Genomic DNA, 15,949 nt, shown 5'->3' on the forward strand with positions numbered 1-15,949 from the left:
TTCCTAAGATGAATAAAAACGTTCCCAGCCCACAGGCAGCACCTGGTGCCCCCAGCGGCACACCAAGCGCACCTAAGCGCTCACTCACACCCCGTCGTCGTGCTCGTGAATATGCTTTACAAGGCGTTTATCAAAGCCTAGTTATGCGCCGCGCAGGCAGTCTTCCTAATGCTGCGGCAATCGCCAAGCAGTTAGCCGAAGATCCTGGCTTTCGCCGTTGCCAGCATGATTTGTTTCAGGGTATTTTTGCTGGCGTATTAGAGCGCACAGATGAGCTAGAGGGTCTCATTACCCCAGCGCTCGATCGCCCTATTAACGAGCTGTCTCCTGTGGAGCACGCTGCCCTACTAATCGGTACCTATGAGCTGGCTATTGATTTGGCAGTTCCCTATAAAGTGGCTATTAATGAAGCCGTGGAATTAGCCAAAACATTTGGCGGCACTGATGGCCATAAGTACGTTAATGGTGTACTGGATCTCCTGGCCCAGCAGTTACGCAGCACTGAGGTCAACGCAACTTAAGCGCCAGACTCAATTTGGATCTCACCCCCTGCGCCTCAAAAAGGTCCAGGGGGTTTATTTTGTCCATAGCTTTGGGACCTCTAAATATCGCAACTCTGGTCAAACCTGCGTTTGTGCAAATCGCTTCTATGTGCATAAAAATGTACAGGATGAGTTTGTCGAAAAATTTGCTAAAGCGATTCAAGTGATTAAGGTAGGTAATGGCATGGAAGCCGGCAATACCCAAGGACCATTGATTGAACAGGCCGCTCTGGAGAAGGTGGAGAGGCATGTAGCTGATGCCATTAGTAAGGGCGCAAAACTCATTGCCGGTGGCAAGTCCTCTCCTTTAGGCGGCACTTTTTATGAGCCCACCATTTTGTCTAATGTGACCAATGACATGCTCATTACCTATGAAGAAACCTTTGGACCAGTTGCTCCAATCATGACATTTGAAAGTGATGAGGAGGCAATCAGTTTGGCCAACAATAGCCAATTTGGATTAGCTTCTTATTTTTATAGTCGTGATATTGGTCGCATCTGGAAGGCTGCTGAAGCGCTTGAGTACGGGATTGTGGGCGTTAACTCGGGAATCATCTCCAATGAGGTAGGACCATTTGGTGGAATTAAACAGTCAGGCTTAGGTCGCGAAGGAAGCGCCTACGGTATGGATGAATACCTAGAGCTCAAATATGTTTGTCTAGGCCTTTAAATCAATACCGGCAATAAATAAAGCCACTCTTTTAGCTTAAGTGAGCGGCTTTATTTTTAGCATCATTACTACTTTATTTTTTCTTGTAGACCAAGTCCCACACACCATGCCCCAGCTTAATACCGCGAGTTTCAAACTTAGTGGTTGGTCTATATGCGGGTCTCTCGACGTATCCAGAATGCTTAGCCTCGAGCTGCTCAAGAGTCGGCTTGAATTCTTTAAAGGACTCTTTGGCAAGTTCACTTTCGCTAGCAATGTCAGCGGCTGAAAAAGTTTCAATACGCATTTGCTCAGTAGAGGTATTTACTAGATTAGACTCCGCATTTAAGACCAGTAGCATTTGCTCAGCGTAATTGTGCCAATCAGTAGCAAGGTGCAAATAGGCCCCAGGCTTTAAACGAGAAATCAGCAGCCTTACGAACTCTGCTTGAATCAAGCGACGTTTATGGTGACGCTTCTTATGCCATGGGTCTGCAAAATAAATATGAATACCATCCAAAGAATTGGATGTAATCATTTTTTCCAAAACCTCAACCGCATCATGACGAATCAGACGCAAATTAGTGAGATTGTTTTCGCCAATCAATTTCAGCAAGGCACCTACTCCGGGAGGGTGCACCTCAATTGCCAAGAAATCATCCTCAGGGCGCAAGGCAGCAATTTTGGCAGTAGTCTCACCCATACCAAAACCAATCTCCAATATCTTGGGACGCAAAGAGCCATTAAACGCTTTGGGCAGATCTAGAATGGATTCCTCAAACGGAATTAAAAACTGAGGGCCTAATTCAGCTATGGCGCGTTGTTGACCAGCCGTAGTGCGGCCTGCACGCAGGACAAAAGAGCGGATACGATCAAGATAAGGCGCTGTTTGTGGAGTAAGGTCTCGGGATGTCAATTTATGCCAATGCCTGGTTAATATTAATAAATGCCCTATGTAACTCTCCAGAATAGGTTAATTTATTTGCTAATTTAGCTCCATTTTCTCCAATTTTCTTGGCTTCTCCATCATGCTCGAGCAACCAGTGAACTTTATTAACTAAATCAGACATGTCAGATTCAACCGGGACGAAATTTACCCAAGGAACCAACTCGTTGTAGTACCACTGCTGAAAATTATTTTCTGAGGCTACCTTTAGAACCACTGAACCAGAAAGTAATTTTTGGAAAAGAGCAGACCAAGCATTGGTATTCCCGTCGACATCAATAAGATACTTGTAAGAATTAGCTAATTTGATTGGAACAAACTGCTTTAAATAACCTAAGTCTTTAATTTGGACTGCATCTTGCTCACTTAATTGAACGATGCCACTGAGTCCAATATCAAAAATATTTTGGTTAATTGGATTTAGGGCAAGCGCACAAAGTTTTATTCTTTGAAGATCTTTCCAACAACCTGTTGGAGATATACCGGTTGATGCCCCACGCCAGAAAACAATCGGTTTTTTTTGCTCCCAAGATACTTTATCTTCCTTATACAAAACTCTCGTTTCCGCATACCCCCTAGTTCTTACAAAACTATCATCAGGGATTAGTATCTGATTATCTCGATTAGAGCAAAAGGCAAGGCCATCATCTTCCGCAAGATCACCTAGATTGATCTGTATTGATCCAGCCCTAAAAAGAGGCGATTGATGAAATTCTTGTATGAGGGGCAATATATGAAAAAGTCTTTCGGCAACAAGCTTTACATCTTCTTCATCTTGATCAAAATTAATTTTGAATTCTAATTCAGAACTATTTATTGCTGTCCAAATAGCGAGATTACTTTTTCTTTCAAATTGATTACCTGAGAGATTAATTTTTAAGGGGAGTGACAAGGAATTGATGATCTGAAGAGCCAGATCTTTATCCCCCAATTTCCATGCCCGCACCATGTTAATTGCTCTGGGATTTTTTAATAATTTCTCCCTTTGAAAAATTGATTCCAAATAAAAAGTAATATTTCGAAGTTTTTTTCTAGCAGATTTAAGCATTCAGTGTCTTTAAAAAATAAGCAATCGTCTCTTTAAGACCATCCTCCAGATTAACCTTAGGCTCCCAGCCAAGCTCAGCTTTAGCTAGCTCAATATTAGGCTGGCGCTGCTTAGGATCATCGGATGGCAATGGTTGATGAACGATCTTTGATTTGCTACCTGATAGTCTGAGGACTGTCTCTGCTAACTCAAGCATAGTGAATTCACCAGGATTTCCGATGTTGACTGGTCCTGTGAACCCATCTGCAGAATTCATCATTTTGACCATGGCATCAATTAAGTCATCTACATAGCAAAAGCTTCTAGTTTGCTGACCATCACCATAAATGGTGATGTCTCTGCCCTGCAACGCTTGAACGATGAAGTTGCTCACTACACGACCATCATTAGGATGCATACGCGGACCATAAGTATTAAAGATTCGAACAACTTTAATATCCAAGCCATGCTGACGGTGGTAATCAAAGAATAAAGTTTCTGCGCAACGTTTACCTTCGTCATAGCAAGAACGAATGCCAATTGGATTGACTTTTCCCCAATATTCTTCAGGCTGAGGATGCACTTCTGGATCACCATAAACTTCGCTAGTAGAGGCCTGTAAAATTCGAGCTCTAGTTCGCTTGGCAAGACCCAGCATATTAATAGCGCCGTGCACGCTTGTTTTAGTGGTTTGCACTGGATCGTACTGATAGTGCACCGGGGAAGCAGGGCAAGCTAAGTTGTATATCTGATTGGTTTCTACATAGAGCGGGAAAGTCACATCGTGACGCATTACTTCTAAATTTGAATTGCTCAGTAAGTGGGCTAAGTTCTGCTTCGTTCCTGTAAAGAAGTTGTCGACCACCAACACCTCATTACCCTCTTTAAGGAGTTTCTCGGTAAGGTGAGAGCCTAGGAAGCCTGCACCGCCGGTGATGAGGATTTTTTGATTTCGGTTGTAATTTTGCATAATTTTATTTTGGAAAGGGTGTATTCCAGCCTGCTGAACGGTAGGCGTAAACCACCTCGCCCAGCACGATAGAAAGTGAAGTCATAAACGATATCAATCCAAGTACAAATGTCCAAATGACATAAGTTGCCTGCAATGATCGAACTGCACCAGCCTGAAAGAAGAATAGCTCTAGAACGGTTAGTGAAATAAAGACGCCACTCAGTACATCAAAGAAAATTGCAGCCGTACAAAGACGCCCCCTTACCTTTGCCTCATTGGCCTCTTTCATCATATGATTCAAGATTACTTGATCTTGAATGCCGCCCTCCTGAATACGATGCTGAATAGCACGCATACGATCCACTGAACGCGCTAAGCGAGCAGAAATGGCATTAATTAAGGTAGCTACTGCCGTCAATAAAAATACTGGGGCTAAGGCCAGTTGAATATTATTCGTGATTGCGTCTATTGAGACATCCATGAAAATTCCAGTCGATCTATTTTATGTTTGTAAGAGTTATCTCAATGAGACCAGGCAACCAAACCACTACATGCACTCAACAACACCAGCACACCAAAGACAATGCGATACCAGGCAAAAGGAATGAAGTTATGTCCTGCAACATAATGAATTAACCAGCGCACGCAAATGAATGCAGAAATAAAAGCGGCGATAAAGCCAATCACAATGGCCCAAACAAAATCACCCGAGAGGGGGACTGGATTCTTCCAAAGCTTGAGCAGTTCATATACGGTTGCCCCACCGATTACCGGAATGGCTAGGAAGAAAGAAAACTCCGTAGCTACTGCACGAGGCAGGCCAAACAACATACCGCCAATGATGGTCGCACCTGAACGAGATGTTCCTGGAATTAAAGCGGCGCATTGCGCTAATCCTACTTTTAAAGCATCCAATGGGGTGAGGTCATCAACAGACTGAATATAGGATTTGCCTGAGTGAACTAATTTAGCTTGCCGACGTTCAGCCCAAAAAATAATCAAGGCACCAACAATAAAAGCGCTAGCTACTGGAATGGGGGCGAATAGTACGACTTTAATATGCTTACCAAAAATGAAGGCCAGGCCCATTGCCGGAATTGAGGCGATTAATAGATTGAGGATAAAGCGTCGAGAAGTGGCACTCGTTCGGGCGGTAGATGCCACCTTCCAAAGTTTTTCACGAAACTCCCAGCAGACGGCCAAGATCGCACCAAACTGAATAATGACCTCGAAGGCCTTCCCGCGCTCATCATTGAAGTTGAGTAAGTCACCAACCAAAATCAGGTGGCCGGTACTAGAGATTGGCAAAAACTCCGTTAAGCCCTCAACCACTCCTAGTACTACCGCTTTAGCTAGCAAAATTAGATCCATAGCCTTAATTTTATAGATAGATGAAGATGTTCTGAAGATTTGGCAAAATAAGGTTCAAACAAGCCAATTTGTGTAAATAAGCCTTAAACTGCATGGCACATTGAAAAGTATCCGAATTAGATGACCCCGACACGCTTTTATCTCCCCAAGCTCACTACTTTTGGTCTTATCCTGAGTCAGGCGCTTGGGCTCGGCGTGATGTCATCCAACAGCTTTGCACAAAGTGCCAACGGTGCAAAACCATCGCTACACACACTCCTTAGCGCTCCGTCACTCATTGGATTAGATATGCCACCACAAACGGTGGTACTGCCGAAGGAGGCTATTTCTACAGAACGCGCTCCCTCATATGTCAGCGGCAATGGGGCAAACGCTAACCAAGCAACTGACTTAATACGTCTATACCAAGAAGCAGCTTTTAGCGATCCCGTTTTAAATGCTGCTCGCTTTAACTATCAGGCCAGCAAAGAACTGTATTGGCAAGGCTTATCGCTCTTATTGCCACAGGCTGCAGCGGAACCTGGTGGGACTCGCTATTTCCAACATACAGCGGGTAATCAACCAGCCAACTCGTATTCAGGTTCGCGGGTATATGACCAAAAAAACTATACCGTTACTCTGACCCAACCTGTTTTTAACATGGCAGCATTTGAGGCTTTCAAACAAGGTGACCTAAACACCAAGATTGCGGATATGCGCTTTTACTTAGCGCAGCAAGATTTAATTATTCGCGTATCGCAAGCCTACTTTGATGCACTCACCAGCCAAGATAATGTAGAGCTCTATCGTAATAAAAAGGGCTTGATCAAACAGCAACTAGAAATTGCTCAAGCTAAGTTTAATGCTGGTCTTGCAACTATTGTTGACGTCAATACTGCACAAGCTGCGCTAGACCTTGCGAACTCTCAAGAAATCGCTGCTCAAGCTGACCTCATCGTTAAAAGAGGTGTCTTAGAGCAATTGGTAGGTCGCCCTGTGGGAGCCCTTAAACCACTAGTCAAAGAAGCCAAGATTGATGGTGTACTCAAAGACCCTCGCTCTAAGTCAAAAGATACCAATGGAATTCCGATTGCGGATAGCGTCAACCCCCAATTGCCGAAAGGTCAAACTCTGGATGATTGGATTAATCAAGCTGAGACTGCAAACTTTAATGTGTTGGCTGGTCAGCTGTCTGTCAGCCTAGCCGAAAGCACCTATAAAGCCTCTCAATCACTGAACTACCCTTCCCTCAATTTTGTGGGTACAGCAGGTTACAACACCTCCAACGGCACAGCTAATAGCTTAACTCCAGCACAGACGAATATTTATAACAACACCATAGCCTTACAGATGACCATCCCCTTGGTCTCTGGTGGCTACAACAGCTCACTCATTCGTCAAAATGCTGCATTGCTAGACGCAGCTAAAGCGAACTATGACAATGCACGTCGTACCGCAGCTCAAAGCACCCGTACGGCATTTACGGGCTTCTATGGCGGCCTAGCAAGCGTTAAAGCGTATGAGGCCGCAGAGCGCTCTTCTACTTCTGCGCTTGAATCAAGTAAGTTGGGATTTCAGGTAGGGACTTTAATCAATATTGATGTGTTGATCGCATTAGATACTGTCATCACTACCCGCTCACAATTACAGCAAGCACGCTACAATACCATTCTGAATGCCATCAAGCTAAAGGCGCATGCGGCGGCACTCTCAGATGAAGATCTCATCTCCATCAATACATTACTGCGCTAAGAACAAAAAATTAGCACCTATTTAAGCTTGATTTAAAAGCTTTAAAGATGCGCCCAGAACTTCTTGAACGCTTGGTGGATTTTGAATATCACCCACATTAGCAATGCGGTTAGACCAATAACCTTCAGTCTTCCAGCGTGGTGAGTCACAATAGATTTCGACAGTAGGCTTCTTGAGAACTGCTGCTAAATGTGTCAGGCCAGTATCCACTCCTACCATTAAAGCTGCTCCGGCAATGACTGAAAACGCATCTTCGATCGAAAAAGCTGGGGGCACCAGTGCATTTGGAATCTGTGCGGCGAGTAATTCGCTAATAGCTTTTTCAGAGGGGTTGCCCCAAGGGAAAACCACTTGACATCCTCGAGCAGATAAATCTTTACCTAGCGCAATCCAATCGTCATTAGACCAACGCTTAGCTTCTCGAGCCGTAGAATGAAAGCATAAAACATAAGGAGAGCGTAAACCAGCGACCGTAGTCTTTGGAATGCTAGCAATAAATTCTGAGGGATAAAACTGTGGCGCATCACCACGTTCTATTAAAGCCCAATCCAATGCTGAGCACATCACCCAACGTGAACGATCTACAGCATGGTACTGGGTAGGAACTTGTACTGACTGTGTGTAAAAATATCTAGCCAAAGGCTCGTAGCCTGAAAACTCTGTTGCGTTAGCAAGACCCACTATCACGGCGCCAGAACTTTTTTTAGCTAGGGAACATACAATGGCGGACTTAAGCAGGCCCTGCGTTTCGATCAATACATCGTAAGTAGTAGCCTGAAGTGTGTTTCTAAACGCAAAGAACTCTTTCCATGTTGCTAACTTAAAAAGCTTTTTCTTCCAGCGGCGTAGCCCAAAAGGAATGATGCGATCGATACCTCTAAAACCATTTTTTGATAACAGGGGCTCCAAGAGGTGAACATACCCCTCTTCAACTACCCAGTCGATTTGCGCTTCTGGCAAACGCGTACGTAAATCCCACACAATCGGCAAGTTATGCAATACATCCCCGAGAGAGGATAGTTTCACCAGCAGGATTTTTGGAGAAGCGCTCATGCGAGCATTATCTTATCTTTTGAAAATACCCCTAGAGTTAGTTAAAACTTAGGGGCAGCATCCCACGCTAAACCAGCAGAATCTTTGGCGTTCATATTAGGGGTGATGTCTTGCGGTAATGGCCACTCGATACCTACGGCTGGATCATTCCAAGCCAAGCACGCTTCGCTTTGCGGATGGTAGTAGTCAGTTGTTTTGTATAAAAATTCTGCCGTCTCGGATAGCACTAGAAAGCCATGGGCTAGACCTGCAGGTATCCAGAGTTGCTTATGATTTTGAGCGCTTAATTCCAATCCGACCCACTTGCCATAAGTTGGTGAATCTTTTCGAATATCCACAACCACATCAAAAACACTGCCCGCTACAACGCGCACTAACTTTCCCTGCGTTTGCTCTAGCTGGTAATGCAAGCCGCGCAATGTCCATTGACGAGAAAAAGAATGGTTGTCCTGAACGAACTCCACATGCAAACCCGTAGCTGCGGAAAAGTCTTGAGCATTAAAGGATTCAGTAAACCAGCCACGCTCATCACCAAATACTTTAGGATCAATCACCAATACATCATGAATAGCTGTAGGTGTAACTTGCAACTTCATAGGCGCGTTCATCCAACAATCTTCTTATGCGATAAGGAAACAGGCTGAGCAGAAGTGTTGAGCTCATTCAGAATCTTCGTGAGGTATTGACCATAACTATTCTTACTTAATTGAGTAGCCACCTTTTGTACTGTCTCGGCACTAATCCATCCCTGGCGATAAGCGATCTCTTCAGGGCAAGCTACCATAAGGCCTTGTCGCTTTTGCAGAGTAGCAATGAAGCCAGCAGCATCCAATAAAGAATCATGCGTTCCGGTATCCAACCAGGCAAAACCACGGCCCATAATTTCTACGCTGAGTTCATTCTTTTCGAGATAAACATGATTGACATCGGTAATCTCGAGTTCGCCACGTGCACTAGGCTTAATTGAGGAGGCGATATCACACACCTGATTGTCATAAAAGTAGAGCCCTGTTACTGCATAACTACTGCGCGGCTTAAGAGGCTTCTCTTCAATAGACAATGCTTTGTAATCTTTATCAAATTCCACTACACCATAGCGCTCTGGATCGTTGACGTGATATGCAAAGACAGTTGCACCCGAAGTACGATCGTTAGCGCTATCAAGTTGATCGACCAATTCATGGCCGTAGAAAATATTATCCCCAAGAACTAAGGCGCTTGGATTGTTGCCTACAAAATTCTTGCCCAGAGTAAATGCTTGGGCTAAACCATCTGGCGAAGGCTGCACACAATATTCAATATTTAAGCCCCATTGCGAACCATCACCCAACAACTCTGCAAAACGTGGCGTGTCATGCGGTGTAGAAATCAACAAAATATCGCGAATACCTGCAAGCATCAACGTTGTTAAAGGGTAATACACCATTGGCTTGTCATAGACAGGCATGAGCTGCTTTGAAACAGCCTGAGTCACTGGATACAAACGAGTACCAGATCCACCAGCCAAAATAATACCTTTGCGATTCACCTGATTTACTGCCATAGCATTCTTTCTAGATAAGTCTATCTTTAGCCAAATTAGAAACATACGCCTTAACGGCAATATCCCAAGGCTGATTGAGTAACTGTAATTTTGACATATTGCCCCTAAATCCCAAGGCCTGAGCAAGCTTATCGGTCGACATCCTTGAATTCATCGGCCTAGGAGCAGGTAAAGGGTATTCCACTGCGGGAATGGGCTTAATAGAGCTTGGATGAGTCTTAAGTGTTGCCCCAGCATCCAGAGCTGCTTTCACAGCCAAACACGCCAAACCGTGCCACGTAGTTTCTCCATTGGGAACCGCATGGTAAATGCCGGAAGGGAATTTCTTAATCTTCAGCTTGTCATCCGCCACCAAGCCTAAACTCACTTGCGCTAACCATGTGGCACTTGTTGGAACGCCATACTGATCATCAATAATCTTCAGCTCTTCACGTTCTTTCGCCAGTCGCAAGATGGTCCGAATGAAATTTCCACCATCCCCATACACCCAGCTTGTTCTGAAGATGGCATATTGACCGCCACCGGTATTGCCGGCAAAGATTCTGACAATTACCTCTTCACCAGCGGCTTTACTTTTTCCGTAAACCCCTAAAGGGTTACGTATATCGTCTTCTAGGTAATAGCCGTATTTCTCACCATCAAAGACATAGTCTGTGGAGTAATGCAGAAAAGTAGCGTCATGATCTGCAGCGTATTGCGCCATGACTTCGGGAGCTTTTGCATTAATGGCAAAGGCCTGATCGATATCGGTCTCAGCCTTATCAACCGCCGTATATGCCGAAGCATTAATAATCAGCTTGGGCTGCAATTGATTTAAGAGAGTGCTTAATGCAGTCGCATCAGCAAGATCACATTCAGAGCGGCCTACATATTGAAGATTGGGCTTATCTGCCAAAGCAGGCAAGAGTGAATCTAGCAAAACATGAAACGCTTTGCCTAATTGACCATCTTTACCAAATACCAAAATATTCATGGAGATAAAGTTGGCTTTAGTTGTACTGCTTTTGTAACCAGTCGCGATAAGAGCCGCTGACAACGCCCTCCACCCAAACTGGATTATCTAAATACCATTGCACTGTCTTGCGAATACCTGTATCAAAAGTCTCAGCAGGTCGCCAACCAAGCTCGCGCTCTACCTTGCTAGCATCAATAGCATAGCGACGATCATGGCCCGGGCGATCTTTAACGTAAGTAATTTGATCTACATAAGACTTACCATCAGCACGAGGCTTGAGTTCATCCAGAATTGAGCAGATAGTTTTAACCACATCAATATTGGCTTTTTCATTCCAGCCGCCAATGTTGTAGGTCTCACCTAATTTGCCTTTAGCTAACACTTCACGAATTGCAGAACAATGGTCACCAACATAAAGCCAGTCACGAATTTGCTGACCATCACCATAAATTGGCAATGGCTTGCTATTGAGTGCATTCATAATCACCAAAGGGATCAACTTCTCTGGGAAGTGATATGGGCCATAGTTGTTAGAACAATTAGTTGCAATTACCGGAAAGCCATAGGTATGGAACCAGGCACGCACCAAATGATCAGAGGCTGCTTTGGATGCGGAGTATGGGCTATTCGGCTCATAGGGATTGGTTTCTGTAAATGCAGGATCAGAAGCAGACAGTGAGCCGTAAACCTCATCAGTTGATACGTGATGAAAGCGGAAGTCTTTCTTAGTAGACTCATCCAAACCATTCCAGTACTCACGTGCACATTCAAGCAAATTAAAAGTACCGACAATATTGGTAGCAACAAATTCAGCGGGGCCATGAATCGATCGATCCACATGGCTCTCAGCAGCAAAATTAACAATAGCGCGAGGCTGATGCTCGTTCAACAACTTCGCCACCAGATTTTTATCGCCAATATCGCCATGCGCAAAGATATGACGGGGATCATCCTTTAAAGACTCAAGGGTAGCTAAATTACCAGCATAGGTCAGCTTATCGAGATTGATGATGCCTTCAGCCTTTGGATCGGCCAACCAATCTAAAATAAAATTACCGCCAATAAACCCAGCACCGCCAGTTACTAAAATCAATTTTTACTCCGACTGTTTATATAAAGGTCTTCCAGAATCTGCTATCAGATTTTTAGGTAGGGATAACGACAGGCTACTCAAAAAACCAAGGAAATAAAATAAGATTTCTATTCCATGCTGGAAACCATACTCCCCTACACCATACAGAATTAATATTGCAATTGAGAGCGTAATTACACTTGCACGCCAGGAGCTACCGCTACAAAGAATCGCCCTCATCAGAACAATTCCGATAGCGGTGAATATCATCAAAAGTGCAGGCAGCCCAAATGCCAAGCCAATATCGATCCAGGCAGAGTGGGTATAAGGCGACCCACTAAAATCAGGAATTATCCCCTTCATTTGCTTGGGAAACGAGCGAAGGGTGCCATAACCAAGAGGTTCGCTCCGAAGCAATCTAATGCCTGCTACTGCCCAAGATACACGCTCATAAGTATTACCCATCACCATCTCGCCATTATCGCGATATGGGATACCAAATTTTGAGATGTTTTGCCAATTCTTATATTTATCTATTTGTGAAGAAGCATAAATATCAGAAAATAAACTCTCCCATCCAGGATTATTTTTAATATGTTTTTGAGTAAACCACCCCACCACAAAAACAGCTAAGCAAATCAGAATAGCGAGCCTTAATATTGACCTTAAAGTATTGCCCCAACCCCGTGAACATAGAATTTTTCTCAAGAAATAAACCTGCACAATAAAAAACCACATAACTAAAATAATTACGGCCAAGCCTACACCGGCCTTGGAATCAAAAATAAATACAAAAGAAAAAAAAGCCACGTTAATACCAAGTACGGCATAAATTGATACCAATATCAAATTAATTTTTTGAGATGTTCCCTGCCTCTTGAAATCGTCTATTGCCCTTAATTTAGGCCAGACAGAGTCCACCCACATCCCAAGAAGCCCTGAAATTAAGATTGTTCCAGCCAGTACACCGCTAAATTTTGCCCAATAAATGTAACTTCCAAACCAATCAACCGCAAACATACTTTGCTTGGCTATAGCTTTAGGAATGTACTGATACAAAAGAACAATAAAGCTCATGAATAAGCCAAGCCAAAATACTGGCGCGTAGACTTTTTTTCTATTTAATGCGAGACCTGTTGCCGACCCTACAGTTACTGCCAAAAAGGATCGAAACCAAGTACTTTTTAGCTCATCTAACTGCAGGAGAGGTTCGCGAGCAAGAAAGCAGTAGTGAAATAAAATCCAGCAAAATATTAAACCAATCAGAATAAGAGGCGCAAATTGAGGCAGGGGAAAATTTTTACCGCCCCCCTGATTAACAGAGCCCCAAAAGAATTTTAACCAATATAAAAGTCCTATTACCGCTCCAGAGACTAGGAGAATGTTTCTTAATGCAATCGTATCAACAACTGCCCAAATTCCAAGCAAAATTGAGCTTATTACAATTAAAAATAATCCTGTTTTATCCGATACAGCATATTTTGTGATACCTGGCATGAGGATTAGTAATTTTCACTCTTTATTTGAATAGGGCCTATTTTAAACAATCTCCCACGAAGATCCTTAAATCCATTGATATATGCTCGATTTAATCAGGCAATGAACATCGCCAAAGCAATAGTTTTTGACCAAATTGAAAAAGTACCCGAAATTCAGGCCGTGAGATACTCGTTGCTAGCAATAAATTTCAACTCCACCAGCACCCTTAGGCACTATAAAATAATGCTATTACCCAAGAAAATTCGAAATATTTGTGCCGCTATTCCGCTTCTTTCAAAGTCTAATCAAGATTTCATAAGAATTAAGCGTATTCGCCATCTTGATAGCCTCTATGAAAAATATAGTGCGAAAACTCTGGGGCTGGAAAATTCTGTCACTCTAGATCTTGGCTGCGGCACGATACCTCGCAATCCTTTCCAAGCAAATACCCAATGGGGTATTGATATTCGCGAAGATTTGGATCGTAAGGTTAAAAATGTAGATCTTACCATCAACCCAATTCCATTTGAGGATAGGGCTTTTGATTACATTACCGCTTTTGACTTTATTGAGCATGTGCCACGAATCATCTATGCCCCAAACTGTCGATTTCCATTTATTCAGCTCATGAACGAGATATGGAGAACTCTTAAGGAAGAAGGAATATTTTTCTCGCTTACCCCAGTCTACCCATTTAAAACAGCCTTTTCTGACCCTACGCATGTGAACTATATTACCGAAGAAACATTTCAATACTTTAACGATAGCTCGCGACTAGCAACTACGTACGGATTTTGTGGGGCATTTAAAGTATTAGAGCAGTATAGAACTGATACTCACCTCATATCGATACTGCAAAAAATGAAGGTTTAATATTTTTACTGGAAGAACATTCGTAAATATTGCCTTCTGTATTTCCAGATAAAACGAATGCGGGCTTTCAATGTTTTGGCAACTGATTTTCGACCTTTGCTTACCAGGTAATTCAGCAGCTCATAGGCATCAATATTTTTAAAGGTGAGCTCTGGGGATAGCGCTAAAAATCCTTTAATTTCTTCATTGGATAAAACCCTGCCAAAATTAAAGAATCCATGAAACCCAAAAGCGTCATGCCATTCTGAACGCTCAACAGCAAATTGTTCGGCAACTTCTGGTGTCGCAAATCGAATGCCACATTCTTTTTCAAGAAAATCCTTGTTATCCGCACAAATGCAGTAGTCCTCTGGATGCTTCTTGATGAAGCTTGGGCGCTTGATTGCTTGCAATAACTTTGCAGATCTTAGGGAGAAACCACCATTACCTACGGGAGTCTCTGGATGATGTGGCCAAACCGGACCGATATAGTCGTAGTCCAGAAATTCATTACGCCAAAGATTGGGGTGGGTAATAAAACTATCCCACTGAATGACCAAGACATGAGATCCCTCCACATATTGATCAATTCCTGTTAGCAAAAGGGTGGAATAATCTTTAGTAGTTGCAATGGGTGGTGCCTGGGCATATTCAATATCTGTCCGTTTGCTTTTAACTAAATCAATATTGGTTATCAGCACCACTTTAGCAAATTGAGTCCCCGCTAGGCATCGATCAATAGCCCAATGTGCCAATTCTGGATCCCTTGTTTCAACACAAAGAAGGGTGACATTAGATAAATTCAGCATTGTTTTAGTTGTGGGCATTCAAACTAAAAGAGCCTTGCCAAAAGAGAAAGCTTAAACTTCATCTTCTTGAGGGCTCGCTTCACTGTTCTCCATACTCTCGATGTAATGCTCTTAGTGGAAGGGCCAAAATCTCCCCAGCTTTCCCAGTTGGACTGATAAACCACCCCCAAGTAATCATAGGCTAAGAGCTTTTCTTTATAGCCCAGCACTTGATCCGCCCATAATTGATGCTCATAGTGATAGTGTTTAAACAACTGCTCACGCGGATAAATTGGAATCGCACGAAAATTAATTAGTGACTCGCCATACCAAGTAAATTCAGATCCACAGAGCAACACCGCATCCAAGAAATTCATACCATTTGGAGTAAGGTAGTTTGTATCCAGGGATTCCCAAACCTTACCGCTCCACAAAAATGGGGCATAACCAAAATCATAGGTAACACCAGTTCGATTGAGTGCAGCCTTGATAGGCTCGCGATCCGCTAAAAAATGTTGGCGGATTTTCTTAGGCCCAAAGCGCTCGGTAGCTTGAAGAAGATCTCGGCCCTCATGAATGATGGAATACGGAACATCATCCCGCACAATGAAGTCACTCTCATCAAAATCACGAATAAATATACAGTCTGAATCTAGTACTAAATAGTTTTTCGAGATACCTAATCTCCAAAACTCGGACTTAATGACCTGCTGTCTTAGCCCACCACGAATGGAATATAGCTTTTGAATATCCAATTTTGGGTTGGCTACAAAAATGTCCTTTTCGTCAAAAATGATGGCATTAAACTCTTTTAGATATTCCTTAAATAATTCGACATCATCTGCTGGAACAGATATATAGAAAGGAATCTTATTTTTATTATGCTTACAAATACTCTCCGCTAACTTAACAGTTCGAAGTAAGTCTTTTCTAAAAGTACAACAATACAAAACAAAATTCAGCATCATTTTCAATCTCTTATATAGGCA

The 15,949-nt window shown here is 43.1% G+C and carries 16 protein-coding genes and 1 pseudogene; 4 read left to right on the plus strand and 13 right to left on the minus strand.

The window, feature by feature from the left end; genetic code table 11:
* Window positions 1–8 precede the first annotated feature (8 nt).
* Window positions 9–521, plus strand: a complete 513-nt coding sequence (gene nusB, locus ICN26_RS03105; RefSeq protein ID WP_216266822.1) for a transcription antitermination factor NusB — start codon at window positions 9–11, stop codon at window positions 519–521.
* Between the two features lie 79 nt (window positions 522–600).
* A pseudogene (locus ICN26_RS03110) lies at window positions 601–1,212 on the plus strand (aldehyde dehydrogenase family protein); the annotation flags it as partial.
* A 73-nt stretch (window positions 1,213–1,285) separates the two neighbouring features.
* Here ICN26_RS03110 and trmB read toward each other — a convergent pair.
* The 5 genes from trmB to ICN26_RS03135 are packed head-to-tail and all read right to left on the minus strand — an operon-like array spanning window position 1,286 to window position 5,487.
* Window positions 1,286–2,107, minus strand: coding sequence for a tRNA (guanosine(46)-N7)-methyltransferase TrmB (trmB, locus tag ICN26_RS03115; RefSeq protein ID WP_255534351.1), 822 nt, complete (start codon window positions 2,105–2,107; stop codon window positions 1,286–1,288).
* Between the two features lies 1 nt (window position 2,108).
* Window positions 2,109–3,185, minus strand: coding sequence for a glycosyl transferase family 90 (locus tag ICN26_RS03120; protein WP_216266824.1), 1,077 nt, complete (start codon window positions 3,183–3,185; stop codon window positions 2,109–2,111).
* Window positions 3,178–4,134 (minus strand): UDP-glucuronic acid decarboxylase family protein, encoded by a 957-nt coding sequence (locus ICN26_RS03125; protein ID WP_216266826.1) that lies wholly within the window; start codon window positions 4,132–4,134, stop codon window positions 3,178–3,180. The genes ICN26_RS03120 and ICN26_RS03125 overlap by 8 nt, the downstream gene beginning before the upstream one ends.
* Before the next feature lie 4 nt (window positions 4,135–4,138).
* Complete coding sequence (locus ICN26_RS03130) at window positions 4,139–4,597, minus strand: DUF2721 domain-containing protein (protein ID WP_216266828.1); 459 nt, start codon at window positions 4,595–4,597, stop codon at window positions 4,139–4,141.
* 41 nt (window positions 4,598–4,638) lie between these two features.
* Window positions 4,639–5,487, minus strand: coding sequence for an undecaprenyl-diphosphate phosphatase (locus tag ICN26_RS03135; protein ID WP_216266830.1), 849 nt, complete (start codon window positions 5,485–5,487; stop codon window positions 4,639–4,641).
* Between the two features lie 120 nt (window positions 5,488–5,607).
* On the opposite strand from ICN26_RS03135, the gene ICN26_RS03140 reads away from it, so the two are divergent.
* On the plus strand, window positions 5,608–7,218 hold the full coding sequence (locus ICN26_RS03140; RefSeq protein WP_216266832.1) for a TolC family protein: 1,611 nt from the start codon (window positions 5,608–5,610) through the stop codon (window positions 7,216–7,218).
* A gap of 21 nt (window positions 7,219–7,239) precedes the next feature.
* Here ICN26_RS03140 and waaC read toward each other — a convergent pair whose 3' ends face one another.
* The 6 genes from waaC to ICN26_RS03170 are packed head-to-tail and all read right to left on the minus strand — an operon-like array spanning window position 7,240 to window position 13,338.
* Complete coding sequence (waaC, locus tag ICN26_RS03145) at window positions 7,240–8,271, minus strand: lipopolysaccharide heptosyltransferase I (RefSeq protein WP_216266834.1); 1,032 nt, start codon at window positions 8,269–8,271, stop codon at window positions 7,240–7,242.
* A gap of 41 nt (window positions 8,272–8,312) precedes the next feature.
* Complete coding sequence (gene rfbC, locus ICN26_RS03150) at window positions 8,313–8,867, minus strand: dTDP-4-dehydrorhamnose 3,5-epimerase (protein ID WP_216267631.1); 555 nt, start codon at window positions 8,865–8,867, stop codon at window positions 8,313–8,315.
* 8 nt (window positions 8,868–8,875) lie between these two features.
* Window positions 8,876–9,799: a glucose-1-phosphate thymidylyltransferase RfbA gene (rfbA, locus tag ICN26_RS03155; RefSeq protein ID WP_216267632.1), complete on the minus strand. Its 924-nt coding sequence runs from the start codon at window positions 9,797–9,799 to the stop codon at window positions 8,876–8,878.
* A gap of 25 nt (window positions 9,800–9,824) precedes the next feature.
* On the minus strand, window positions 9,825–10,850 hold the full coding sequence (gene rfbD, locus ICN26_RS03160; protein WP_255534353.1) for a dTDP-4-dehydrorhamnose reductase: 1,026 nt from the start codon (window positions 10,848–10,850) through the stop codon (window positions 9,825–9,827).
* Entirely contained in the window at window positions 10,804–11,862 is a 1,059-nt protein-coding gene (gene rfbB, locus ICN26_RS03165; RefSeq protein WP_216266836.1) for a dTDP-glucose 4,6-dehydratase, read from the minus strand. Before rfbB ends, rfbD begins: the two co-directional genes overlap by 47 nt.
* A gap of 3 nt (window positions 11,863–11,865) precedes the next feature.
* Window positions 11,866–13,338, minus strand: coding sequence for a hypothetical protein (locus ICN26_RS03170; RefSeq protein ID WP_216266838.1), 1,473 nt, complete (start codon window positions 13,336–13,338; stop codon window positions 11,866–11,868).
* Between the two features lie 102 nt (window positions 13,339–13,440).
* Here ICN26_RS03170 and ICN26_RS03175 point away from each other — a divergent pair, with 102 nt between their 5' ends.
* Window positions 13,441–14,193, plus strand: coding sequence for a class I SAM-dependent methyltransferase (locus tag ICN26_RS03175; protein WP_216266840.1), 753 nt, complete (start codon window positions 13,441–13,443; stop codon window positions 14,191–14,193).
* A 5-nt stretch (window positions 14,194–14,198) separates the two neighbouring features.
* Here ICN26_RS03175 and ICN26_RS03180 read toward each other — a convergent pair whose 3' ends face one another.
* Window positions 14,199–14,999, minus strand: coding sequence for a DUF5672 family protein (locus tag ICN26_RS03180; RefSeq protein ID WP_216266842.1), 801 nt, complete (start codon window positions 14,997–14,999; stop codon window positions 14,199–14,201).
* Between the two features lie 5 nt (window positions 15,000–15,004).
* Window positions 15,005–15,928 carry a DUF6492 family protein gene (locus ICN26_RS03185; protein WP_216266844.1) on the minus strand — a complete coding sequence of 308 codons (924 nt, stop codon included), beginning with the start codon at window positions 15,926–15,928 and terminating at the stop codon, window positions 15,005–15,007.
* Window positions 15,929–15,949: the final 21 nt, after the last annotated feature.

The organism is Polynucleobacter hallstattensis, from assembly GCF_018881835.1.
In the GTDB taxonomy this organism is placed as follows: Bacteria; Pseudomonadota; Gammaproteobacteria; order Burkholderiales; family Burkholderiaceae; genus Polynucleobacter; species Polynucleobacter hallstattensis.